This is a genomic window from Mesorhizobium sp. ArgA1 (assembly GCF_053714375.1).
In genome coordinates, this window is sequence record NZ_JBSKBQ010000001.1 from 1,251,735 (window position 1) to 1,275,452 (window position 23,718).

The window sequence follows — 23,718 nt, forward strand, 5'->3', positions numbered from 1 at the left end:
CTTGCCGTAGTCGCCCCTGGCTCCGTAAGATTTCGTTACGAGATGGCCAGCATGATGAGATCCGGCCCTCAATTTCCGGATCACATTGTTTGCGGTGCTATTTACCCTATGTGACGCCAAGATGGCAAAGTGCCTGGCAATCACAATTGCAAAGCAGCAGGCCAAGACCGTCTGCTCCAACAGCGAGATGGAACCATAATGCCGATTCTCAACCGCGCCGCCGAGATGCAGGATGAAGTTGCCGGCTGGCGACGTCATCTGCACCAGACGCCAGAACTGAATTTCGATGTCTTCAAGACCGCCGCCTTCGTCACCGAGAAGCTGAAGGAGTTCGGCTGCGACGACGTGGTGACGGGCCTCGGCAAGACCGGCGTCGTCGGCATCATCCATGGCCGCAAGGGCGAAGGCGCGACCATAGGCTTGCGCGCCGACATGGACGCGCTGCCGATCAATGAGATCACCGGCAAACCCTACGCCTCGACCGTTCCCGGCAAGATGCACGCCTGCGGCCATGACGGGCACACGGCCATGCTGCTGGGCGCCGCCAAATACCTGACCGAAACGCGCAATTTCGCCGGCTCGGTGGCGGTGATCTTCCAGCCGGCCGAAGAAGGCGGCGGCGGCGGCAACGAGATGGTCAAGGACGGTATGATGGAGCGGTTCGACATTTCCAGGGTGTTCGGCATGCACAACATGCCGGGCCTGCCGGTCGGCCAGTTTGCCATCCGGCCGGGTCCGATCATGGCGGCGACCGCCGAGTTCACCATCACCGTCAAGGGCCGCGGCGGCCATGCGGCGATGCCGCACGGCACGATCGACCCGATCGTCATCGCCAGCCAGCTCGTCGGCGCCCTGCAGACGGTTGCCTCGCGCAGCACCGATCCGGTCGAGGCCGTGGTGGTGTCGGTGACCAAATTCCACGCCGGCGACGCCTACAACGTCATTCCCGAGACCGCCGAGATCGCCGGTACGGTGCGCACGCTGAAGAAGGAGATCGCCAAGAAATCGGAGGAGCGCATCCGCGCCATCTGCGACGGTATTGCCACCGCTTTCGGCGCGACCATCACTGTCGACTATGACGCCAATTACCCGGTAACCTTCAACAATCCGGAAGAAACGGTGTTTGCCAGCGATGTCGCGGCAAGCGTCGCCGGCGATACCCAGGTGCACCGCGCCATCCAGCCGGTGATGGGCGGCGAGGATTTCTCCTACATGCTGGAAGCCCGCCCCGGCGCCTTCATCTTCATCGGCAATGGCGAGACCGCCGGCCTCCACCACCCGGCCTACGACTTCAACGACGAAGTCATTCCGCACGGCATGAGCTATTGGGTGAAACTGGCCGAAACGGCGCTGGCGGCCTGACATAGGCTGCCGAAAGGCCGGCCGAATTGCCTTTGGCCGGCCTCTTGATTGCCTTCGGCGACCCTCTTGGCGAAACGATCCGAAGCGGCTATGTGTCTGGCCGCGTGGTCCCGTAGCTCAGTAGGATAGAGCGGCAGATTCCTAATCTGTAGGTCACAGGTTCGATTCCTGTCGGGATCACCAACGAAATCAGATACTTGGTGATTGAGATAGCCCATCGGCATGTTGCATCATGTTGCGCTGGTTTTCGGTGATTTCACTGACATGCGGCTAGGCAAGCAGCAAGATTTTAGTCCGATTGAATAAAGCCCACCACTGAGGTCTCAGCAGCGGGCTTATAAGCGACTACATCCATAAAGGGAATCGACCGCCTCGTTGAACAACTCCAGATGGGCGGCTATGGTTCCCGGTGGATCCGCTGCGGTCTGCGTTGGGAGCCGCCAACTCAATGAAAGCCGGCCATACCCTTAGCTGGCAACCAGCGGCACGGTAACGGTTGTCGAGTAATTGATGGGGAATTGGTCGAAATACGGGAAGGCGATGACGAAGGCATAGCTGGCGGTCAAATGCGCCATCTTGAAGCCGCCGTTGGCAGGGTCGGTCGCGATCGTCACAACGACGTTCTTCAGACCCAGGTTCACCAATTTCTGCGTGGCGATGGCCTGGATGTCGCTCTGCGAAAGCGTGTTGTTCAGCTGCAGCGCCCGAGAAGAGGTTTCCAGCGTATAGCGGACGGTCGACACGGCATTCATGGCCCAACCGAAGGCGAAGATACCGAACAGGAGCATCACCAGGACAGGCGCGACCAAGGCGAATTCCAGCCCTGCTGCGCCGGAGCAGTCACGGCGCCATCTGGACCCGATCCTTTCAGCGCACACGGATCACCTCCTGATGACTGAGCGCACGCGGGTCCGGGAAGACACCGAAGTTGAACGGGGGCACCCAGGTGCCCGTCGCCGTTATCTGGACGAAGACGGTCGGCAGCTTCGCTCCGGCGCATATGGTGGTCGCATTCACGACCGTGGTGCCGCACAAATAGGAGCGGACCAGCACGACCGCGGCGTCCTCGGGCTTGTCGTTCCAGCTCGAAAGCGCGACCGCCTGCGTTCCCGTGTCATTGGACGCGCCGGCCATGACGAGGTTGGCCGCGGTTTTGACGCCGGCGCGCATCTGCAGGTAACTCGTCACGTAGGACCAGCCGTCGGCGATGCCGAAGCACACCAGGCACAGGACGGGCAGCAACATGGCGAATTCCACGGCAGCTATCCCGGATTTGTCCCGGACAATGCGCAAGGTTCGCCCACCCATCCCGCTACTCGACGAGCTGAACGGACTGCGTCGCCGGAATGTCCTTCACCCCGAGGCTGGTGCAGTCCTGCTTGATGGTCGTACTGCCGGACCACTGGATGGTGTCCGCGACGACCTGAGTGCAGCCGCCGTTCCCCGAGAAGTTGCCAAGGTAGTTGACCTGCTGCTTGGGAAAATAGATGGCGCCGGTGAAAAGCGAGTCCGCGGTGCCATTGAAGGTGCTCTGCGCCGCAGTCCCGGTCCTGTCGCCGTAGAACAGCACTCCGGAATAGGTTCCGGATGTCGGCGCGCTCAGCGTCACCTTGGCGTTGCCGTTCATGCTGACGGTGTTGCTGCCTGCCATGAAGATGGTCACGCCGGTGCAAGGTGCGGCGCAGGTGACGACCGCGCCGGCGTTGATCTTCAAATTGCCCTGCACGACATAGGTGCCGGACGAAAGCGCAACATTGCCCTTCAGGTCCATGCCGCTGCAGTAGGTGCCGGCCTGGAGTGTTTGCGTGGTTTTGTTGCCGTTGACATTCTTGCACGGGTTTGTGGCGGCGGGCGTCGGCAGGCTGGAGTAAGGATCGGATGCCGGTAAGGCCTGGGTGATGTTGGACTTGCAGACCGTGGTCGCTGGATTGTTCAGCACCATGCCGCCGACCGTGATCAGGCAGTCGGCCTTGAGCACCGCCGATCCCTGCGTCTTTATGGCGTCCGAGGCAGTCGAGTTCGACATGACCGAACAGCCGGTGAGGTTGACGCTGGTATTGCCGGAAAAGAGCGCAGCCTGGGCGGCGGTCTTGCTGAGCGCCAGCACGCAAGCCTTGGAGGCATCGTTGATCAGCGCCACCGCCCTTGCCTGTTCGGCAACGGGCGCCTGGTTGAAAATCGCCGTGAAGTAGCGATCGAGGTTCTGCTTGACGATGACCTCCACCGCCTTCTTCGCGGTGTTCGGGCCGGACAATGGCGGCGTGTTGACCTGGATCGTGCCCGGCGCGGCAAAATTGTTCGAGGTCGCCGACTGCGTGGCGGCGGCGATGATGGTCGGCTTGTCGGAACCCGCGATTTTCTCGAGCGCACCGGCATAGGCCGCGGCATCGGCGACGGCCTGAAGCTTGAGGCTGTTGTAGTACCAGAAGGACGTCTCGATACCGAGGCCGGCGCCGCCGACCACGACCGGCAAAGTGAAGGCGAAGATGACGGCAACGTTACCGTTCGTGGCGCGCCTCAGGCGGCCCCAAAAAAACCAGATCCGGATGAACGCATTGAATGCCATATGTTATTAGAAACCACGAATAGATAAACGAATGTCTAAAAACTCCATTCCGATTCGACGTAGTCCGACGGGCTAGGCGCAATTGCTGCGACCGCGCCTCATGCTGTCGGAGGTATCGAGAGGCCATATGCCGCTATCGCGAGCTTTGTTGTCGGCCAAATGACATTCAGCTGCCCCGTCCCAGAAGGCAGGGGATGGTTTCAAGGCGTAAAACTGTTCAAATGTGCGGCGAGGCCGGAACGACAATCACGGCTGCTCAAGGGGTGTTCGACAGGAATGGATTTTGATTGGCAGAGCATCAACGCTTCAGGTTCGTTTGCCGAGCGTGACTACGTGACGAACAAGCTCCCAACGTGGATGCCCATTCTTGAACCGCTACGGAACACGCCGCTTTCGATTTTGGAAATTGGCTCCATGGAAGGCCGTTCCGCCCTCTTCTTTGCCAGCTATTTGCCAAAGGCCGTCATCACCTGTGTTGATCCCTTCCACAAGCGGGAGAAAAGGTTCTCCAACAATCTGCGGCGCTACGCCGATCGGGTTACGAAGATTCGAGACTTCTCGCTGCCCACGCTGATCAGGCTGCGCCAGGCAGGGGCGGAATTTGACTTGGTCTATATCGATGGCTGTCACGAGCGCGAAAGCGTCATGATGGATAGCGTCCTGGCATGGGGCATGCTCAAGCTTGGCGGCATGCTCATCTGGGACGACTACACCGACTACAAGGACGACAAGGCAAATTGGGAGCGTCCCACTTCCGCCGTCGATGGTTTCCTGGTCGCCTATGCGCAAGAGTTTCAAGAGATTTCGCGCACCAAACAGCTCATCGTGAAGAAGACTGTCGATACCCCGCGCTGCCCCGTAAGGGGAAAGATCGGCTCCCGCCGCCTCAAGAACCTTGTGCAATCCATCCAGGGCTGGCTCTGAGAGCCACGGCGACGGGGCGCCTCGGACCGACTTTCCGTCCGAAGCCACCATTCGACCCGCTATCAGCCCGCAAGCCGCCCACTAAACAACGTGGTGCCGTCCGCCAGGCGCGACCGGGAAATGTCCCGGAATCCAGCCTCGGTCATCCATGCCCGATACTGACCTTCTGTGTAGGATTCGCCTGCGCGATAGAGGTTCAGGAAGGTGAGATTGAGGAAGACACCCTCGGCCGGGCCGAGGCGGTCGTCATCGACGACACCCCACCCCGCAATCGCGATCTCGCCTCCGGGCGTCAGGCAACGCGCCGCGTTCAGGATCGAATTGCGCGCCTGGTCCGGCGGAAGAACCTGGACAACGGCCTTCAGGATCGCCAGGTCGTGCCGGCCGATCGACGGCGCGACGGTTATGTCGCCTTCTTCGACAACCACGTCGTCGGCACCGTATTCCGACAAGATGGCTGGCGCGACCGCTGCGACCGTCGGGAGTTCCATCAGCGTCGCCGCAATGTGCGGCCACCGCTCACGAAGTCCGACCAGAATCGTCCCGGCGCCACCGCCGATGTCGATCACCGAACCGACCGTCGAGAGGTCCAGCTCGCGGGCCAGATTTCGGCCGAAAATCACCCCGCCCGGTGCCAGCATGCGGCTGAAGGCCGCCGCGGACTCAGGGCTAGCCTCGGAAAAGTCGTGCAGCGCAGCCGGCCGGTTCTGCCGCAGCGAGTCTGCGGTCAAAAGGTCGGCGCCCCATAGCTCGCGCAGCAGCGCATGATCGCCGCCGCGATAGGTCGGCTTGGACGCGTCGAGGAACTCCGACGCTTCGGCTCCGTTGCGAAACTGACCATCCTCGACGTCGAGGAGAGCGATGCTGGCAAGCGCGTAGAGGAGCCGCGACAGGCGATCGGGCTCGACTTTGAGCGCCGCCCCAAGGCTCTCGGCGGTCATCGCGCTGCGGCCGAGCCGGGTGAAGATGCCAAGGTCCAACCCTGCGCGAAGCGCCAGGGCGGGTGGCACCCCTGCGATCAGCTTGTCGATCCGCTCAGAACCCACCTTGCCATATCCCGTTCCGCGATCCGGGACCGACTTTGAAACAGCTCGCCCAACCTCGTCAAATCAGTTCACCAGCGCACGCCCGCTCTCCGCGCCGCCGGCACGCCGGCGATCGTCAGATGGACCTCCGTTTCGGAGCCCGTCGGCTCGACCACGTCGACCGATGCGGGAATGCCTTTGCCCCAGGGCAGAGATGCTGAGATGTCGAAAAGCCGTAGCGCACCTGCTTTCCCCCGGCTGCGCCGAAGCTGAGGCCTTCGACCCTGATTGCGCTCGTGCCTTGTCTCATCACCGCGTCATTGCGCTATCAGCACACCAGCGCCCGCGACCTCAAGGCTACGCAGGCAAGGCCAGCAGCGCCAAGCCGGCCAGTGCCGAGCCGACTAATGTCGGCAGCATGCCGATCTTCAGTCTTAGCATGGCGACCATGGCGGCTGCCGCCAGCAGTGCGGCCCGCCAGTCCAGCGACGACAGCACCGGCACCTCCATCCCGAGGCCAACACGGTGCACCGCGCTGAAAACGACATGCAGCGCGAACCACAGAGCAAGGTTCATCACCACGCCGACGACTGCCGCCGTGATCGCGCTCAGCGCGGCCGACAGCGCCTTGTTGCCTCGCAGCGCCTCGATGTAGGGCGCGCCGAGAAAGATCCAGAAGAAGCACGGCACGAACGTCACCCAGAGCGTCAACAATGCGCCGAGCGATCCGGCAACGAGCGGGCTCATCGCACCGGCATGCCGGTAGGCGGCGACGAAGCCGACGAATTGCAACACCAGAATGAGCGGTCCCGGCGTCGTTTCGGCAAGGCCAAGCCCATCGACCATTTCGCCGGGCGCCAGCCAGCCGAACGAGGTTACGGCGGCCTGCGCGACATAGGAGAGCGCGGCATAGGCGCCACCGAATGTGACCACCGCCATCAGGCTGAAGAAGCCGCCGAGCTGCGTCCACACACTGGCAGGGCCGGTCAACGCCAGGATCAGCACGACCGGCCCGAGCCAGATCGGCAGCCAGATCGCGATAGTGCGCGGCGCGTGCCTTTTCGTCGGTTTGGTGTGAGCGAGTTCGCCGCGTTCGAACATCAGGTCGACGGCCGCCCTGACATCGGGCAAATTGTCCTTGCCGTGTGCGGCTCCGGAAAACCGCGCCGGCGCCAAACGATTGCCGATCCAGCCGGTCAGCCCAGCAAACAGGATGATCAGCGGAAACGGCAGCCTGGCGACATAGATGGCAAGGAAGGCGATCACCGCGATCGCCACCATCACCGGGTTCTTGAGCGCCCGTTTGCCGATCCGGATCACCGCCTCCACGACGACGGCCAGCACCGCCGCCTTGATGCCGAAGAACAGCGCCTCGATGACAGGCGCATCGTTGTAGAGCACGTAGAAGGTGCTGAGGCCCAACATGACCACGGCGCCAGGCAGCACGAACAGAATCCCGGCGACGAGGCCGCCGGCGGTCCGGTGCAGCAGCCAGCCTATATAGATCGCCAGCTGCTGTGCCTCGGGACCGGGCAACAGCATGCAATAGTTGAGCGCATGCAGAAAGCGCTGCTCGCCGATCCAGCGGCGCTCCTCGACCAACTCCCTGTGCATCAGCGCGATCTGGCCTGCCGGCCCGCCGAAGGAGAGCAGGCCGATCCTCGCCCACAGCCTTACCGCCTCCTTGAAGGTCGGCGCGGCGGCCGGAGCTTGCCCGGCGTCATTGTGCGCGGCAAGGTCGTTCATGGCGCCTTGCCCGCGCTTGGCCAGTTGTGGGTTTCGTCCGTGGCGTCGCGGCACCACCTGAAAAACGCATCGTAGAGCAGCATGCCGGCCTCAAGCTGTTCGAGATCGTCGCGGAACATGCGTGACAGGCCGAGCGACGCCGCCAGGAACCCCGCCGCCTGCGGCACAAGATCAAGGCGCGCGGTGTCGGCAGCGCGCACGATCAAGGCCAGGCGATCCAACGCTTCGGAGCCCAGCCCGAACTCCTCGATCATCGTGTCGAAGGTGCATCGATCGCCGCGATGGCTCCAGAACACATCGTCAATGTCGAAGGCAACCGCCGCGAAACGATCGGCGGCCGCCACCACCTCGGCCGGCTCGACGAACAGGAACACCGCCGTGGGATCGACGAAGCGGCGGATCAGCCAGGGACAGGCGATGCGGTCGACCTTGGGGCGCGAACGCGTGATCCAGACAGTGCGGCCCTCGCCATCGCGGGCCGGTATGGCGCTTGCCTTGACCAACGGGCCGCCGGCCGCGACCCAGGCCTCGAAGCCGCCTTCCAGCGATTCCGCTGCGATGCCCTCATGGCGCAGCCAGGCGACAACGCCTTGCGAGAGTTTCTGCCCCCTTTGACAGATGACCACGACCCGGGCCCCGGTGAATTCGCCCGCCCAGGTCGAAACAGTCTTGAAATCGCGCCGGCGCGAGGCCGGCAGCAGGCGCGGGTCGGCATCGTAATCGTCGTCGACGCGAACATCGATGAGTTCGGGCGCATCGGGCAGGCCGACGAGGCGGGAAAGCTGCTGTACGGTGATTGCGGTTGTTGACGGCATGGCGTCCACCTCCAGAGTGAGAGTTTGGACGCGATCGTTGGGCTGACGCCTCACGGGGCCATCGCGGTGAACCCCTTGTCACTATGCTGGATTGATCCATCGTGCTTGTCAATCCATTGGCCCGGCTGTTCGTTTCACCGTCCTCAGCGCGCAGAAATTTGCCAAACAGCGAGGCCAGCAAGAATGAGGCCGGCGATACCTTCGATGCTTCTGGATATTATGTCGAACAAGCGTGGCCGGCTGTCGAAAAAATGCACCAGCCGCTCCCGAAACAGGATCGACAACACCGCCACGCAGGACAAGGTCAGCGCCACACCGGCCATCATGGTGGCCGCAAACAGAATGCCGGCAAGTGGAACGCCTCTGGATATAGCGAAGGTCATCACGAAAAGGGTCAGCGGGCATGGAATCAAGCCGGCCGTGATCCCAACGGCTTCGCCCTCATGCTTGTGATGGTGGCCGTGGCTCAATGCGCGCCACAGCATCCAGACGCCAATCAGGCCAAGCAAACCACGGCTGACGTCTTCCAGCAAAGGCGCTCGGCCGACGCTTCCCAAGGCAACCGATACCAGCGGTAGCGAGAACGCCGCAATCAGCACCGCGATCGTCACATGCGTGAAGGAAAGCGTCAGCGACACCAGAAGGCCGCGCGAAACCTTCGCGTCCGAACCGGCCAGATACGTGGCCAGGACGGCTTTGCTATGTCCCGGCGTCAGGGCATGCGCCGCGCCAAAAAGCACGCCCATCGGCAGGAAGGCAAGGAACGCGAGCCAGCCACCGCCGGCTGAGAGCAGCTTTATCTGATCGGCGAGCGCCAGGTAGATGGTGCGCTGGAATTCAACGAGCGTCTGGAGCATCAGCCTAGACTAGCAGAGGCGGGTGGTTTTCTGCCTACATCAGTGTCGGTGGTCGTGGTGTTCGCCATGATTGTGGTCGTGCGGGTGTGGATGCTCGTGCACGCCATGTTCGCTCGAAAACCGGATGTTGGCAGTCGCGAGCGCAGGCATGTGTTCGAACAGTTCATTCTTCAGCGCTGCCGCGATCTTGTTTGCTTCTGCGAGCGGCAACGTGGCGTCTGCAGCGATGGCGATGTCGGCATGCAACTTGTGGCCAATCCAGCGAGCCTTGGCATCGACGATGTGGGCACCCGGCACATGCTGGCCGGCATGATGGATTTCGGCCATTACACCCGGCTCGACACCGTCGAGCATACGGGTGAGCACCGAGCGCGCCGATTGCCAGACGATACCGAAAATGGCGGCCGTGATGACGAGCCCGATGATCGGGTCGGCCAGCGGAAATCCGAGCCAGACGCCGATAGCGCCAATGACCACGGCAAGGCTGGTGAGCCCGTCGGTGCGGGCATGGTAGCCGTCAGCGACGAGCGCCGCACTGTTGATTTCCCTGCCGACGCGGATGCGAAACACCGCGACGGCCTCATTGCCGAGGAAGCCGACGACGCCCGCCGCCGCCAGCCAACCGAGATGCGTCACTGCCTGCGGATGGATAAGGCGCTCGATAGCCTGGTACCCGGCGACGATGGCGCTGAACAGAATGACCAGGACGATGACGATACCGGCGAGGTCTTCAACCCGACCGAGCCCGCAGGTGAAGGTTGACGACGGCTTGCGCCTCGCCAGCATAAAGGCGACCCACAAGGGGATGGCAGTGGTTGCGTCTCCAATATTGTGAATGGTGTCGGCAAGAAGCGCTACGCTGCCCGAGAGGACCACTACGGCCGTCTGCATTGCCGCCGTGACCGTCAGGATGACAAAGGACCATTTTATGGCCCAGATGCCCCGATCGGTCGTCGCGATGGTTGCATCGATGACGCCGTGTGTATGGCCATGCGGGCCGTGGTGGTCGTGATCGTGGCCGGCATGGCCGTGCGAACCGAAGCCGAACCAGTCGAGGGTACGCCTGCCGAGATCGCTCATAGGTACTTGGCCAACTGCTTGAGTTCCGCCAGCGAGTCGTGCGCTCCGCCCTCGGCGGTGTCGGCCAGGCAATGTCCGATATGATCGTGGATCAGTTCCCGCTTGGCGCTGCTTATGGCGCTTTCCACGGCATGGAGTTGCTGTGCGAGGTCAACGCAGGAACGTTGAGCCTCGAACATGGAAAGCACTGCGGCAAGGTGGCCTTGCGCGCGCTTCAGACGCTTTACGATGGCGGGGTGAGAGGCATGGATCGTGCTGGACATGCCCAATCCGGTATCCTCCCCTGGGGGATACTGTCAAGTTGCCTACTGCGCCGTCCAGCCGCCGTCCATCGGCAAGGTCGTGCCGGTGATCTGCCTGGCCGAATCCGAACACAGGAACAGCGTCAGCGCGGCAAGCTCCTCGACGGTGACAAATTCCTTTGTCGGCTGCGCTGCCAGGAGCACGTCGTGCTTGACCTGCTCCTCGGTCATGCCGCGCGCCTTCATCGTGTCGGGAATCTGCTTTTCGACCAGCGGCGTCCAGACATAGCCAGGCGCGATGGCATTGACGGTGATGCCGTCCTGCGCGACTTCGAGCGCCACCGTCTTGGTCAGGCCGGCAATGCCGTGTTTGGCCGAGACATAAGCCGATTTGAACGGCGAGGCGACCAGCGCATGCGCCGACGCGGTGTTGATGATGCGCCCCCATTTGCGCGCTTTCATGCCCGGCACCACCGCCTTGATCGCATAGAAGGCGGCCAACAGATTGATGCGGATGATGGCTTCCCATTTGTCGTCGGGAAACTCGTCGATCGGCGCGACATGCTGTATCCCGGCATTGTTGACCAGAATGTCGAGGCTGCCGAAGGCAGCTTCAGCCTCGTGGACCATGGCGGTCACCGCCGCGCCGTCCATCATGTTGGCAGCGGAATAGCGGCACTTTACGCCGAAATCCTTCTCGATGCCGGCGCGCTCCTGTTCGATCGCCGCGGCGTCGCCGAGGCCGTTGATGGTGACGTTGGCGCCTTCGGCGGCAAAGGCGCGGGCGATGGCCAGGCCGATGCCGCTGGTCGAGCCGGTGACGAGCGCATTCTTCGAAGACAGGGAACCCATGGGAGATCTCGCGACTGTTGGGAGGGACTACAAAGGCACATAGTTTGTGCGCCGCAACATGACAATGCCATAGCCATATGTCGGCCCTGTTACAGCACTTCGACGGGCTTTGCCCACTCAGCGGAGCGCCGTCGCGGGGCTGTCATGGTGCCGTGCAACATAATCGGTTGCGCGTTCGCGCGGGTCTTTCTGAACCAACCGGGGCAACACCATGGAAATCGCCGACGTTGTGAAGCGCGCCTATGCCATGCCGCTGACCAACCCTTCTTTCCCGCCCGGCCCGTACCGTTTCTTCGATCGCGAATACGTCATCATCACCTACCGCACGACGCGCGAGGCGCTCGAGGCCGTGGTGCCGGCGCCACTGGAGATCGACGATCCGCTGGTCAAATACGAATTCATCCGCATGCCTGACTCCACTGGCTTCGGCGACTACACCGAGACCGGCCAGGTCATCCCTGTCCGCTACAAGGGCCAACATGGCGGTTACGTCCATTCCATGTATCTCGACGACGATGCGCCGATCGCCGGCGGCCGCGAGCTGTGGGGTTTTCCGAAGAAGCTCGCCAGCCCAAAGATCGTGCATGAGGGCGAAGTCGTCGTCGGCACCCTGCACTATGGTAGCGTTCTCTGCGCCACCGGCACGATGGGCTACAAGCACCGGGAAGCCGATCACGACCAGGTGCTTGCCGCGCTTGCCGCGCCCAACTTCCTGATCAAGATCATCCCGCATGTCGACGGAACCCCGCGTATCTGCGAACTGGTGCGCTATTACCTCACCGATATCACGCTGAAGGAAGCCTGGACGGCCCCGGCCGCGCTCGATCTTCGCCCGCACGTCATGGCCGATGTGGCGAAATTGCCGGTGCTCGACATCGTCTCGGCCGTGCACTTCAAAGCCGATCTGACGCTTGGCCTCGGCGAAGTCGTTCATGATTACCTCGCCGACCACAGCCAGGGTGCTGCCGGCGCGACCAGACTGGAGAACGTCAGTGCTTGAGCGTAACCGCAGCAAGGCGGCTGCCGCCACGATTGGGGAAATCACCGCGCAATACGATCGCATCGCCCTGGTGTTCCAGGGCGGCGGCGCGCTCGGCGCCTATCAGGCCGGCGTCTATCAGGCGCTGGCCGATGCCGGTTGCGAGCCGACCTGGCTGTCCGGCGTTTCGATCGGCGCCATCAATGCCGCGATCATTGCCGGCAACGAGCCGAGCCGCCGGCTGCAGCGGCTGGAACAGTTCTGGCAGACGGTCTCGGGCCGCAAGATCTGGCCCTATACACCCGAAGGCGACATCTACCGCGATATCCGCAACCAGACATCGTCATTCATGACGATGGCGATGGGCCAGCCCGGCTTCTTCAAGCCGCGCTCGCCCAACCCCTGGCTCCAACTGTCGGGCGCGGAAGGCGCTACCAGCTTCTATGACACTGCCGAGCTCAAGGACACGCTGGAGAGCCTGATCGACTTCGATGTGCTGAATGACGGCAAGAAGCGGCTGAGCGTCGGCGCCGTCAATGTCAGGACCGGCAATTTCGTCTATTTCGACACCGAGAAGGTGCGCATCGAGCCGGAGCACATCATGGCCAGCGGCGCGCTGCCGCCGGCCTTCCCGTCGATCCGCATCGAGGGCGAATATTATTGGGACGGCGGCATCGTCTCCAACACACCGCTGCAATATCTGCTCGACCAGGAAGAGGACCGCTCCTCGCTGGTGTTCCAGGTCGACCTGTTCAGCGCCCGCGGCGTGCTGCCGCGCGGCATGGCCGACGTGCTGTCGCGTCACAAGGACATCATGTATTCCAGCCGTACACGCCAGAACACCGACAATTTCCAGCGCATCCACGCGCTGAAGATGAAGTTGCTCGATGCCCTGAAGCGCGTGCCGCCGGAGCAGCTGAAGGACGGCGAAAGGGAACTGATCCAGGACTATTCGGACGCCGGCGTGGTCAACATCGTCCACCTCATTTACCAGCACAAAGGCTATGAGGGGCACGCCAAGGATTACGAGTTCTCCGGCACGTCGATGCGCGAGCACTGGGAGATGGGCCTGGAGGATACGGAACGCACGCTGCGCCACAACAAGTGGCTGATGCTGCCGACCAATGCCGACGGCGTCACCATCCACGACCTGCACCGCGAGGATCCGACCTGACAGCGACACGCGGACCCGTGGACTAATCTGTCGAGTTCCTTCACACCCCCCTCTGTCCCGCGGCCATAACGAAAAAGGCAGCGCCGGTCACCCGGCGCTGCCTCGTTGGAGCTTGCGCTGCCGCTCAGAACACCTGGCGGAAGATGATGAACAGCACGAAGGCGAGCGTGATCGAGCACGGCAGTGTGAGCACCCAGGCAAGCAGGAGGTTGCGCACCGTGGACCATTGCAGGCCAGACCCGTTGGCGGCCATCGTTCCGGCGACGCCAGATGACAGCACATGGGTAGTCGATACCGGCAGGCCAAAACGGTCGGCCATGCCGATGGTGACCATCGCCACCAGTTCGGCGGCCGCACCCTGGCCATAGGTCAGGTGGCTTTTGCCGATCTTCTCGCCGACCGTGACGACGATACGCTTCCAGCCGACCATGGTGCCGAGGCCAAGCGCAAGTGCTACCGCGATCTTCACCCACAGCGGGATGAACTTCGTCGCGTTGTCGACGGCCTTGTGATAATCGGTGACCGCCTTCAGGTCGGCGGCTTCCATCGGCAGCAGTTTCTTCTTGTCGATCAGCTTTAGCGCCTCACCGATCAGATAGATGTCGTTGCGGGCGTTGCTGACCAGATCGGTCGGAACATTGTTGACCGAAGCGTAGGGCTGTAGCGAAGCCGTCGTGTCGTGGATGTATGTCTGCAGCGCCACCGTCGTCTGGTCGCTCCACGTCTTGGTGCGCACCGCATCCTGCACCGCCGCCTTGGCGTCGGGGACAGTGACGCCCGGCTTGATGTAATTGCCCAAGGCCGTCTCGACGCCGACCGAGGCCGCCTTGTAGGCCTCTAGATAGTTGATGTCGGGTGTGCGGTTAAGCGCATAGGCCGTCGGCACGACGCCGATCAGGATCAGCATGATCAGGCCCATGCCTTTCTGGCCGTCATTGGAGCCGTGCGCAAAGCTGACGCCGGTGCAGGTGAAGATCAGCAGGCCGCGGATCCACCATGGCGGCGGCGTATTGCCCTTCGGCGCTTCATAGAGCGCCGGATTACGGACCAGCAGCTTCATCACATAGAGCAGGATGGCGGCGGCGAAGAAGCCGATGATCGGCGAGACCAGCAAGGTGATGCCGACATTGGTCGCCTGACCCCAATCGACGCCGCTGGTGGCGCTGCCGGCCGGCGCCATGAACTGATTGGCGAGGCCGACGCCGATGATCGAGCCGACCATCGTGTGCGAGCTCGACGCCGGCAGACCGAGGAACCAGGTGCCGAGGTTCCACAGGATCGCCGCGACGAGCAGCGCGAACACCATGGCGAAACCCGAGGAAGAACCAACCTGAAGGATGAGCTCGACCGGCAGCAGAGACAGGATGCCGAACGCCACCGCGCCGCTCGAGGTCAAAACGCCAAGGAAGTTGAAGACACCCGACCACATGACGGCAAATTCGGCCGGCATGGAGCGCGTGTAGATGACGGTTGCCACCGCATTGGCGGTGTCGTGGAAGCCGTTGACGAACTCGAAGCCCAACGCAATCAGCAAGGCAATTCCAAGTAGGATCCACGGCACGGTCTTGGCCACCGCCAGATCCTGGCTGAGCGCGTAGCCGACATAGATGACACCGACCAGCACCAGCACGCCAAAGGCCGGCAGGAACCACTTCGCACCGCCCGTTTGATTAAGCGGATGGTCCGGTCTCGGAATCCCCGCTTCGCTAGAAACCACGTCCACCATCGTCCCACTCCGTTTTGCACTGCAGCAAAGAACTGGCCATGACGCTATGGCTGGTCGATGAAGCTGGTGTGACGGCTATGGTCTTTTTGATTGCGCAAGCAGGCCAGCAGTGCCGGCTCTCTTTCGACGCCGCCAGCGGCCACGGCGCCCTGATTTATCCCGCAATCTCGAGCAGTGCCGATACAAGCAAGCGGCGTTCGTCGGCGGAAAGCACGTCGGAATCGAAGAGGTTCATGCTGCGCAGCCCTTCGATGGCCAGAAAGCAGACCAGAAGCGCCTTGAGGTCCGGCGTCTCGCTCTTCAGCCGCTGCAGAAGCTGCGACTTGAAGGCCTTTATCGGCGTCAGGAAATCCGGATCCTCGGCAATCGCCGAAAACATCCACTGGGCCGACGGCTTCGGCTCTTCACAATCGTCGGCCGAAAGCCTGATATAGGTGGCAAGCAGGCTCTCGCTATTGGCGCCAGCGACACGGCCGGATTCCAGCGCCAGCTCGAAGGCTCGCAGATAATTCTCCACCAGACCCTGCATCAATTTGGCCTTGGTCGGAAAATTGTAGAGCAGCCCGCCTTTCGACACACCGGCGCGGCTGGCGACAGCCTCCAGCGACAGGCTGCCCGGGCCGGCTTCTCGTGCTACATCTGCGGCGGCGGCAAGAATCTTGTCGCGCGAATTTGCCCTGCGAACTGCCATCACTCCACCCCCTACATTAGCCTAGGCGGAATTGACAAGACCGTCCAGACGGTACAGTAAGTTCGCCGTCATTTGTAATCGGGACTGCCGTCGATAAGCGTCCCGCTATTCGGCTATTTTGCCGGACACCGGCCGAGGGTCAGTTCGTGAAGCGCATCATCTCCATCATCGTAATTCTGCTGCTGCTCGCTCTGGTGTGTGTCGGCATTGTCGGCTTCAACCTGTTCCGCGACAGCGCTATCAAACAGTATTTCGCCACCATGAAGCCGCCGGCGGCGACGGTCTCGACGGTTGTGGTCAAGCCTTCCGACTGGACACCGGGCGTCGAGGCGATCGGCACGGTGCGCGCCGTGCGCGGCGTCGACCTTACCGTCGAGACCAGCGGCATCGTCAAGGACATCCTTTTCCATGCCAACCAGAAGGTGCCCCTCGATTCTGTCCTGCTGCAGCTCGACGACGCCGTCGAACGTGCCGATCTCGTGGCGGCCAAGGCGCAGTCGGTATCCGACAAGACTGCGCTTGAGCGCGCGCTGGAACTGCAGCGGCGCGGCGTCGGCACGGATGCCACGCTCGACACAGCGCAGGCCGCTGCATCGGCCTCCGCCGCGCAGGTCAACAAGCTGCAGGCCGTGCTTGACCAGAAGCAGTTGACGGCGCCATTCGCCGGCACCGTCGGCATCCCCAAGATCGACCTCGGCCAATATCTGTCGCCCGGCAACGCGGTGGTGACCTTGCAGGATCTGGACACCATGCGGGTCGATTTCTCGGTGCCCGAACAGCAGTTGCCGCTGCTCAAGATCGGCCAGACGGTGCGGCTCGGCCTCGGCGGCAGCAGCGGCGGCGCCGATATGCCGTTTGCCGGCACCATTCGCGGCATCGACCCCAAGATCGATGCTTCAAGCCGGCTGGTGTCGGTCCGGGGTGAGGTTGCCAACCCTGACGGCAAGCTGACGCCCGGCCAGTTCGTCCAGGTTCGCGTCGAGCTGCCGCAGGAGAAAAATATCCTGTCCTTGCCGCAGACGGCATTGACGTCGAGCCTCTATGGCGACTTCGTCTTCGTGGTCGTTCCGGCAAAGCCCGAAGATGCCGGCGCTGCTGCGCCGGCCAAGGTCGAGGACCAGAAGCCGGCCGCCGAGAAGCCGGCCGACGACGCCGCAAAGCCGCAAGCTGATGCCGCCAAGCCCGCCGCCGACGCGGCGAAGCCCACGGACAAGGCAGCCGACAAGAACGCTGCCGACGCCGGCAAACCCGCCTCTGAAGAGGAGAAGCCGGCGCTTGTCCTGTCGCAGGTGTTCGTGAAGCCCGGCCGCCGCAACGATGGCATGGTCGAGATCGTGGAAGGCATCAAGGCTGGTGACGAGGTCGTCACGGCCGGTCAGAACCGTCTCTTCAACGGCATGTCCGTTGCTGTCGACAACACCATTGACCCCAGCAAGTCGGCGAACCAGCAGGCTCAGCAATGAACTTTTCCGACATCTTCATTCGCCGGCCGGTTCTCTCCACCGTCCTCGCGTGCATGATCTTGCTCCTGGGTTTCCAGGGCATCTTCAACCTGTCGATCCGGCAATATCCCAAGGTCGACGAGACGGCGATCACCATCACGACCGCCTACCCCGGCGCCAGCGCCGACCTCATCCAGGGCTTCATCTCCGCCCCGATCGCGCGTGCCGTCGCATCGACCGAGAACATCGACTACGTCACCTCGTCCAGCCGGCCGTCTTCGAGCACCGTGGTCGTGCAGATGAAGCTCGGCTCCAATCCGGATGTCGCGCTGACCGAGGTGTTGTCGAAGGTGCAGGGTGTGCGCGGCACCTTGCCTGACGCCTCGAAGGACCCGGTCATCGTCAAGGGCACCGGTCAAGAGTTCGCGATGATGTACATCTCGATGCAGAATCCGAACATGACGAAGGAGCAGCTCACCGAATATATCGAGCGGGTCGTACGGCCGCGCATGTCGACGGTGGAAGGCGTCGCCGACGTACAGATCTTCGGCGCCGAAGAGTATTCGATGCGCGTCTGGATCGACCCGGTCAAGCTTGCCGCGCGCGGCGTGACTGCGGCCGAAGTGCTGACCGCGATCAACAACTCCAACTTCCTGTCGGCGCCCGGCAACACCGAGAACGAATATGTCGTTTCCTCGATCACCGTTCGTTCGACGCTGCAGACGCCGGAGGCCTTCGCCGAGCTTCCACTGCGATCGACCGACGGCCAGGTCGTGCGGTTGCGCGACGTGGCGCGCGTTGAGCTGGGCGCTGCAAGCACCGACACCAGGGTGAGCTTCAACGGCAAACCCGGCACCTTTCTCGCCATCTTCCCGACGCCGGCGGCAAACCCGCTGACCACTGCGGCGGCGATCCACAAGATCGTGCCGCTGATCCAGGACACGCTGCCGAAAGGCATGACGATCGAGATCGTCTACGATTCCACCGAACAGATCAGCGCCTCGATCTATGAAGTGTTCAAGACCATCGGCGAGGCGGTCGCCATCGTCATTGTCGTCATCCTTCTGTTCCTCGGCTCGTTCCGCTCGGTGATGATGCCGATCGTCACCATCCCGCTGTCGCTAATCGGCGTCTGCTTCCTTTTGTTTGCTGTGGGATATTCGATCAACCTTCTGTCGTTGCTGGCCATGGTGCTGGCGATCGGCCTTGTCGTCGACGACGCCATCGTGGTGGTGGAGAATATCCATCGCCACATGGAGGAAGACCACATGTCGCCGATGCAGGCGGCCTTCAACGGCATGCGCGAGATTTTCTCCGCCATCGTGGCCATGACCATCACGCTCGCCGCCGTGTTCGCGCCGCTGGCCTTCACCGGCGGCCTGACCGGCGCGCTCTTCCGCGAGTTCGCCGTGACGCTCGCCGGCTCGGTGGTGTTGTCCGGCCTCATAGCCGTCACCATCACGCCGATGATGGCGGCGCGTCTCCTCAAAGCGGGAACGCACAGCCGCTTCCAGCGCATCGTCGACGGCACCTTCAGCCGTGTCGAGCATGTCTATGAGCGTGCGGTCACTGCCTCATTGCGAAATCGGCCGGTGACACTGCTGATCGTCGTGGCGCTGGTTGCGCTCACCGGCTTCATGTTCACCAAGACCTCGAGCGAACTGGCGCCGGAAGAGGATCAGGGCTTCCTGCTGTCGATCGTAACCGCACCGCGCTATGCGACATCGGACTACACCGAGACCTACGTCAACCAGATCCTCGGCCTGGTGAAGGACATTCCTGAAACCAGGGCGCAATTCTCCGCCGTAGCTTTTGGCGGCGCGACCAACGGCGCCTTTGTCGGCTTCGCCTTCAAGGATTGGGCCGAGCGCCAACGCGGTTCGAAGGAGCTTCAGGCCGACATCCAGGGACGCCTCGGCAAGGTCGCCGGCGTCGAGGCCTTTGTCTTCGCGCCGCCCACCCTGCCCGGCTCGGGCGGCGGCCTGCCGATCTCCATGGTGGTGCGCTCGACCGGCGGTTCGGCCGAGGTCTACGAGGCGGCCGAGCAGATCAAGAACAAGGCGCAGGCCTCGGGCCGCTTCATCGTCGTTCAGAACTCGATGTCCTACGACGCGCCGCAGGTGACGGTGACCATCGACCGCGACCGCGCCGCCGCCCTCAACCTGCCGATCGCCGACATCGGCCAGACGCTGACGCTGCTGGTCGGCGGCGCCGAAGTGGCGCAGTTCGACCGCGACTCCAACAGCTATGACATCATCCCGCAAGTACCGCAGGAATTCCGCGACAATCCTGAAAAGCTCGGCGAATATTTCGTGCGCAGCGTGACCGGCGAGATGGTGCCGCTTTCGGCGGTGGTGAAGATTTCGACCAACGCCTCGCCGGCCGCGATCGAGCAGTTCAACCAGCTGAACTCGGCGACGATATCAGCGCTGCCGCTTCCCGGCGTGACCACGGGCGACGGGCTGCAGACCTTGGAGAACCTTGCCAAGGAGAGCCTGCCCGACACCTTCTTCATCGACTACTCCGGCCAGTCCCGACAGGAGAAGGAGCAGGGCAACACGATCCTGATCGCTTTCGCGGCCGCCGTCATCGTCATCTACCTGGTGCTGGCGGCGCAGTTCGAAAGCTTCCGCGACCCGCTGATCATCATGATGGCTGTGCCGCTGTCGATCTTCGGCGCCATCGTCCCGCTCAATCTGGGGCTTGGAACGCTCAACATCTACACGCAGGTTGGCTTGATCACGCTGATCGGCCTGATCACCAAGCACGGCATTCTTCTGGTCGAGTTCGCCAACCAGCAGCGCGAGGTGCATGGCATGCGGCGACGCGATGCGATCGTCGCCTCGGCCAAGGTGCGCTTGCGGCCGATCCTGATGACCACCGCGGCGATGGCGCTCGGCGTCGTACCGCTGATCGTGTCCAGCGGCGCGGGTGCGGCGGCGCGCTATTCGATGGGCCTGGTGATCTTCACCGGCATCCTGGTCGGAACCATGTTCACCCTGTTCGTGGTGCCGATGTTCTACACTTTCATCGCCAGCAAGGACCTGCCGCACCACGCCGAAAAGCCCGACCCGAAGCTGATGCCGGTGCACGCCGACTGAGGGCTCCGCGGAACCGAAAAGTGCAAAGAAAAAGAGGCCGGAAACTTCCGGCCTCTTTTTTGACTGGATTGATTTACCGCAAAGCTCCTGCTGGAGCTTCAGGGAGCCTGCAGTGAAGCGCGGCGTTGGCTAGACTTCACAACTGCTCCAACCGCAGTCTGCTACTTGACGATGACGATGCTGGTGTTGGTCGGGCCGAAGGTTTCGACCAGTTGGTAGAAGTCGGCGGCATTGTCGGGATGCAGCCGCACGCAGCCATGCGACGCCGGCTGTCCCAGCCGCTTGATGGCGTTGGTCGCATGCACCGCGTAGCCACCGCTGAAGAATACCGAATGCGGCATCGGCGCGTTGTCGTATTTCTTCGAGTACCACATCTCGTGCATGCGGGTCGGCTTGAACGAGCCGGTCGGCGTGACATGCGCCCTGTCGCCGGTCGAGACCTTCCAGGCGAAGGTCGGCCGGCCGTCGACCAGCACTTCCATGGTCTGCTGCGACAGCGAGACACGCGCCACGATCTGGTTTGCCGCGGCATGGGCCGTGCTGTTGGCGACGCCAAGCAGGAGCGTGGCGCCGGTAGCGGCGGCGGTGACGTTGATGAGTTTGGCGGAAATGGCTTTGTACATGATGGCTCCCCTTTGCCGGCCCCGGCCGGCGTCAATTCGATGACCGCCTTATCCCTGCGTCATGTTTCAGGCTGACTTCGCTTGATGCTCGTTTGTGTTTCGAATCTGTTTCCCCTGGTTAACAAGCAAGGTCGATCAAGGGAGGAGCCGAGGGGTGCTTCCAGGCCTGCCCGGCTCACTCTCCACCATGACCCCGGCCTCCAAACGAAAGTGCGAATATCCTTATATGAAAAGAGGTTAGCCACCCTCGAAACCGACTTGCAACAGAGCGCGGCCCGGGCGGCATGATCTGGTTACAGGCCAACGGCACAGTCATCCCCAACGAGAACAGCCGGCGCGAAACGAAAATGAGCATCAGATCGACCACCCTGTCCTGGCTCTTCAGGATAAGCATCGCCGCACTTGTCATCGGCGGCATCGGCACGGTAGCCGGCACCCCGATGACGAAACTGGCGGTCATGAATTCGGGTGAGGTTTCGACGCTGCATGCCGCGCTGTTCATAGCCTTGGTCTGGATTGTCTCCAGTCTGCGCATCAACCGTCTCAAGGCCTTCTGGCGGGTCGGCCTTGGTTTGAAGTGGATGCGCGGCCCCTCCGGCAACTTGCTGCCGAGAGGACCGAAGGCCCGCGCCGCAGCGGGGGGCTCCGTGGGCGGCGCGGGCACTTCGGGTTTATCCTGAAGCACCCGCGGTTCTGATTTTGAGGGATTACCGATGAAGACGAAATCTGCTACCTCGGTGCTTTCGGCACTGCTCTTCGCGCAAGGCCTGTTGGGCTTCGCCGGTCTCGCCACGGTTCTTCTGAAGAACCGCGCGCATGCTTCCAGCGAAATGGTAGTCGCCAGCGATTTGCCGCCGGGACCATCGCTTCTGGTGGTGCGCTAAAGCCCATGCATGCCGCCCAAAATTGCGCAGCGGTTTTGGGCGAGCCGCGAAACAATCCAGCCTCACTGCTCTCAGTCGGCGCGCTGCGTCGGCGGGTCGAACCGGTAGCCGGCGCCGCGTATGGTGATGATGGTTTCGGTGTCGAGCTTGCGGCGCAGCCGCACGATGCGCGAATCGATCGAGCGATCGAAGGCATCGGCATTTTCGGCCGGTGCCGCGGCGATGATGTCGTCGCGCGTCAGCACCTTGCGCGGGCTGGCCAGAAACAGCCTGAGCAGCGCCACCTGGCCCGGCGACAACTGCTCTTCCGCACCCGAGCGATGCATGACGATGGCCGACCGCAAATCGACGGTGGCATTTTCCAGCACGATCAGTTCCTGGGCAGACCTGCCGCGCCGCGTCAGCAGGCCGCCAATGCGCGCGGCAAGCTCCCGGACATTGAGCGGACTTTCGATGACGTCGGCGGCGCCAAGCTCGAGCGCCAGCACCTTATCGACCAGATCGGCCGGCCGGCAGATCAGGATGAAGTCCGGCCCGGCCTTCCCGTCCACGCTCTGGCCGCCGCCATAACGCCTGAGCAGGTCCCGCCCGTCTGCCTGGCTGACGCTGTCGCCGACGATGACCACATCTATGCCTCCAGCCGAGAGCAGCGATTCAGCCTCCCAGGGCTGCCGCGCCTCGCGCACGTCATGGCCACGCCGGTCGAGATGGTCGGCGAGATCGCCGGCCACCACATCGGCGACGGAAACCAGCGCGATGACGGATCGTGCAGCCATATTTTCTTCCCCTGCCCCCGCAACCGGATATGAGTGCTGGACATCATGTTTATACCCAATCTACTTTCTGCTGAAAGCGGGAGCGAGGCCATAGTGCGGGCACGAATTGTCATCGTCGAGGACGAGCCCGATCTCAGGGACGCTGTCGCCGAGTATCTCGGCGCCAATGGTTACGATGTGATCCAGGCCGGAAGCGCCGCCGAGGCGCGCACCTTGCTCGAGACCGAATCATTCAACCTGGCCATCCTCGACATCGCCATGCCCGGTGAGGACGGCCTGTCGCTCGGCCGCTGGCTGCGCTCGAAAATGCCGATCGGCATCATCTATGCCACGGCAGCCGGCACCGCGCTCGACCGCATTGTTGGGCTGGAGCTTGGTGCCGACGATTACATCGTCAAGCCCTATGAGTTGCGTGAGGTGCTGGCAAGGGTCCGCTCCGTGCTGCGCCGGGTTCCGCAACCGAGCGCGCCGCAGGCCGCGAAGGCGCAAGCCGATGGCGGCCGCCGGCTGAGCTTCGGTCAATTCCAGGCCGACCTCGACGGCAGGCTTGTCACCGGCGCCAACGGCGCCGTCATCGACATGGCCAAGAGCGAGTTCGACGTGCTGGAGGTTTTCCTGACCCGCGCCAACCGGCTGTTGACGCGGGCGGCGATCTCCGAGGCCATCGGCTTCGTCGAGGATCCTGAATCGTCGCGCGCGGTCGACATCCGTATCATGCGGCTGCGCAAGAAGATCGAAACCGATCCGGCCAACCCGAAATTTTTGCGCACCGTCCGCGGCGAAGGCTATATCTTCTCGCTGCCGACCGGCGATGGGCACTGAGCACCACCACCCACGGCCCTGAATAGATGGC

At 62.7% G+C, this 23,718-nt stretch carries 23 protein-coding genes and 1 tRNA gene; 10 read left to right on the forward strand and 14 right to left on the reverse strand.

Annotation, left to right across the window (positions count from 1 at the left end):
- Positions 1 to 198: 198 nt before the first annotated feature.
- Positions 199 to 1,362 (forward strand): M20 aminoacylase family protein, encoded by a 1,164-nt coding sequence (locus ACWGTI_RS06110; RefSeq protein WP_454573183.1) that lies wholly within the window; start codon positions 199 to 201, stop codon positions 1,360 to 1,362.
- 106 nt (positions 1,363 to 1,468) lie between these two features.
- Positions 1,469 to 1,545: transfer RNA gene (locus tag ACWGTI_RS06115), tRNA-Arg, on the forward strand.
- 284 nt (positions 1,546 to 1,829) lie between these two features.
- Here the strand turns inward: ACWGTI_RS06115 and ACWGTI_RS06120 are convergent.
- The 3 genes from ACWGTI_RS06120 to ACWGTI_RS06130 are packed head-to-tail and all read right to left on the reverse strand — an operon-like array spanning position 1,830 to position 3,928.
- Positions 1,830 to 2,240, reverse strand: a complete 411-nt coding sequence (locus ACWGTI_RS06120; RefSeq protein WP_454586244.1) for a TadE/TadG family type IV pilus assembly protein — start codon at positions 2,238 to 2,240, stop codon at positions 1,830 to 1,832.
- Entirely contained in the window at positions 2,230 to 2,619 is a 390-nt protein-coding gene (locus ACWGTI_RS06125) for a TadE/TadG family type IV pilus assembly protein (protein ID WP_454586245.1), read from the reverse strand. The genes ACWGTI_RS06120 and ACWGTI_RS06125 overlap by 11 nt, the downstream gene beginning before the upstream one ends.
- 55 nt (positions 2,620 to 2,674) lie before the next feature.
- The gene (locus tag ACWGTI_RS06130) at positions 2,675 to 3,928 is read right to left on the reverse strand and encodes a DUF7305 domain-containing protein (protein WP_454586246.1); all 1,254 of its coding nucleotides are present in this window, start codon (positions 3,926 to 3,928) and stop codon (positions 2,675 to 2,677) included.
- 276 nt (positions 3,929 to 4,204) lie between these two features.
- Between ACWGTI_RS06130 and ACWGTI_RS06135 the strand changes: the two genes are divergently transcribed.
- Complete coding sequence (locus ACWGTI_RS06135; protein ID WP_454586247.1) at positions 4,205 to 4,852, forward strand: class I SAM-dependent methyltransferase; 648 nt, start codon at positions 4,205 to 4,207, stop codon at positions 4,850 to 4,852.
- A 62-nt stretch (positions 4,853 to 4,914) separates the two neighbouring features.
- Here the strand turns inward: ACWGTI_RS06135 and ACWGTI_RS06140 are convergent, their stop codons facing one another.
- From ACWGTI_RS06140 to ACWGTI_RS06170, 7 genes are all read right to left on the reverse strand, one after another.
- Positions 4,915 to 5,898: a methyltransferase gene (locus ACWGTI_RS06140; RefSeq protein WP_454586248.1), complete on the reverse strand. Its 984-nt coding sequence runs from the start codon at positions 5,896 to 5,898 to the stop codon at positions 4,915 to 4,917.
- Positions 5,899 to 6,234: 336 nt separating this feature from the next.
- Complete coding sequence (gene chrA / locus ACWGTI_RS06145) at positions 6,235 to 7,623, reverse strand: chromate efflux transporter (RefSeq protein ID WP_454586249.1); 1,389 nt, start codon at positions 7,621 to 7,623, stop codon at positions 6,235 to 6,237.
- Complete coding sequence (locus ACWGTI_RS06150) at positions 7,620 to 8,438, reverse strand: chromate resistance protein ChrB domain-containing protein (protein ID WP_454586250.1); 819 nt, start codon at positions 8,436 to 8,438, stop codon at positions 7,620 to 7,622. Before ACWGTI_RS06150 ends, chrA begins: the two co-directional genes overlap by 4 nt.
- A 143-nt stretch (positions 8,439 to 8,581) precedes the next feature.
- On the reverse strand, positions 8,582 to 9,295 hold the full coding sequence (locus tag ACWGTI_RS06155; protein WP_454586251.1) for a HoxN/HupN/NixA family nickel/cobalt transporter: 714 nt from the start codon (positions 9,293 to 9,295) through the stop codon (positions 8,582 to 8,584).
- A 39-nt stretch (positions 9,296 to 9,334) separates the two neighbouring features.
- On the reverse strand, positions 9,335 to 10,375 hold the full coding sequence (locus tag ACWGTI_RS06160) for a cation diffusion facilitator family transporter (protein ID WP_454586252.1): 1,041 nt from the start codon (positions 10,373 to 10,375) through the stop codon (positions 9,335 to 9,337).
- Positions 10,372 to 10,638 carry a metal-sensing transcriptional repressor gene (locus tag ACWGTI_RS06165; protein ID WP_454586253.1) on the reverse strand — a complete coding sequence of 89 codons (267 nt, stop codon included), beginning with the start codon at positions 10,636 to 10,638 and terminating at the stop codon, positions 10,372 to 10,374. The genes ACWGTI_RS06160 and ACWGTI_RS06165 overlap by 4 nt, the downstream gene beginning before the upstream one ends.
- A 42-nt stretch (positions 10,639 to 10,680) precedes the next feature.
- Positions 10,681 to 11,469, reverse strand: a complete 789-nt coding sequence (locus ACWGTI_RS06170; protein ID WP_454586254.1) for a 3-hydroxybutyrate dehydrogenase — start codon at positions 11,467 to 11,469, stop codon at positions 10,681 to 10,683.
- Between the two features lie 211 nt (positions 11,470 to 11,680).
- Between ACWGTI_RS06170 and ACWGTI_RS06175 the strand changes: the two genes are divergently transcribed.
- Positions 11,681 to 12,469 (forward strand): acetoacetate decarboxylase, encoded by a 789-nt coding sequence (locus ACWGTI_RS06175; RefSeq protein ID WP_454586255.1) that lies wholly within the window; start codon positions 11,681 to 11,683, stop codon positions 12,467 to 12,469.
- The gene (locus ACWGTI_RS06180) at positions 12,462 to 13,622 is read left to right on the forward strand and encodes a patatin-like phospholipase family protein (RefSeq protein WP_454586256.1); all 1,161 of its coding nucleotides are present in this window, start codon (positions 12,462 to 12,464) and stop codon (positions 13,620 to 13,622) included. Before ACWGTI_RS06175 ends, ACWGTI_RS06180 begins: the two co-directional genes overlap by 8 nt.
- Positions 13,623 to 13,746: 124 nt before the next feature.
- Here the strand turns inward: ACWGTI_RS06180 and ACWGTI_RS06185 are convergent, their stop codons facing one another.
- The gene (locus tag ACWGTI_RS06185) at positions 13,747 to 15,348 is read right to left on the reverse strand and encodes an inorganic phosphate transporter (protein ID WP_454586257.1); all 1,602 of its coding nucleotides are present in this window, start codon (positions 15,346 to 15,348) and stop codon (positions 13,747 to 13,749) included.
- Positions 15,349 to 15,502: 154 nt separating this feature from the next.
- Positions 15,503 to 16,039: a TetR family transcriptional regulator gene (locus ACWGTI_RS06190; protein WP_454586258.1), complete on the reverse strand. Its 537-nt coding sequence runs from the start codon at positions 16,037 to 16,039 to the stop codon at positions 15,503 to 15,505.
- 146 nt (positions 16,040 to 16,185) lie between these two features.
- Here ACWGTI_RS06190 and ACWGTI_RS06195 point away from each other — a divergent pair, with 146 nt between their 5' ends.
- Positions 16,186 to 17,502 carry an efflux RND transporter periplasmic adaptor subunit gene (locus ACWGTI_RS06195; protein WP_454586259.1) on the forward strand — a complete coding sequence of 439 codons (1,317 nt, stop codon included), beginning with the start codon at positions 16,186 to 16,188 and terminating at the stop codon, positions 17,500 to 17,502.
- Complete coding sequence (locus tag ACWGTI_RS06200; RefSeq protein WP_454586260.1) at positions 17,499 to 20,582, forward strand: efflux RND transporter permease subunit; 3,084 nt, start codon at positions 17,499 to 17,501, stop codon at positions 20,580 to 20,582. Before ACWGTI_RS06195 ends, ACWGTI_RS06200 begins: the two co-directional genes overlap by 4 nt.
- A 161-nt stretch (positions 20,583 to 20,743) precedes the next feature.
- On the opposite strand, the gene ACWGTI_RS06205 is transcribed toward ACWGTI_RS06200, so the two are convergent.
- Positions 20,744 to 21,205: a L,D-transpeptidase gene (locus ACWGTI_RS06205; RefSeq protein ID WP_454586261.1), complete on the reverse strand. Its 462-nt coding sequence runs from the start codon at positions 21,203 to 21,205 to the stop codon at positions 20,744 to 20,746.
- Between the two features lie 347 nt (positions 21,206 to 21,552).
- Here ACWGTI_RS06205 and ACWGTI_RS06210 point away from each other — a divergent pair, with 347 nt between their 5' ends.
- The gene (locus tag ACWGTI_RS06210; RefSeq protein ID WP_352766273.1) at positions 21,553 to 21,885 is read left to right on the forward strand and encodes a hypothetical protein; all 333 of its coding nucleotides are present in this window, start codon (positions 21,553 to 21,555) and stop codon (positions 21,883 to 21,885) included.
- Positions 21,886 to 21,918: 33 nt separating this feature from the next.
- Positions 21,919 to 22,089: a hypothetical protein gene (locus tag ACWGTI_RS06215; RefSeq protein ID WP_454586262.1), complete on the forward strand. Its 171-nt coding sequence runs from the start codon at positions 21,919 to 21,921 to the stop codon at positions 22,087 to 22,089.
- Positions 22,090 to 22,160: 71 nt separating this feature from the next.
- Here the strand turns inward: ACWGTI_RS06215 and ACWGTI_RS06220 are convergent, their stop codons facing one another.
- Entirely contained in the window at positions 22,161 to 22,865 is a 705-nt protein-coding gene (locus tag ACWGTI_RS06220) for a winged helix-turn-helix domain-containing protein (RefSeq protein ID WP_454586263.1), read from the reverse strand.
- A gap of 45 nt (positions 22,866 to 22,910) precedes the next feature.
- Here ACWGTI_RS06220 and ACWGTI_RS06225 point away from each other — a divergent pair, with 45 nt between their 5' ends.
- Entirely contained in the window at positions 22,911 to 23,687 is a 777-nt protein-coding gene (locus ACWGTI_RS06225; RefSeq protein ID WP_454586264.1) for a response regulator, read from the forward strand.
- The last annotated feature ends 31 nt before the right edge of the window (positions 23,688 to 23,718 follow it).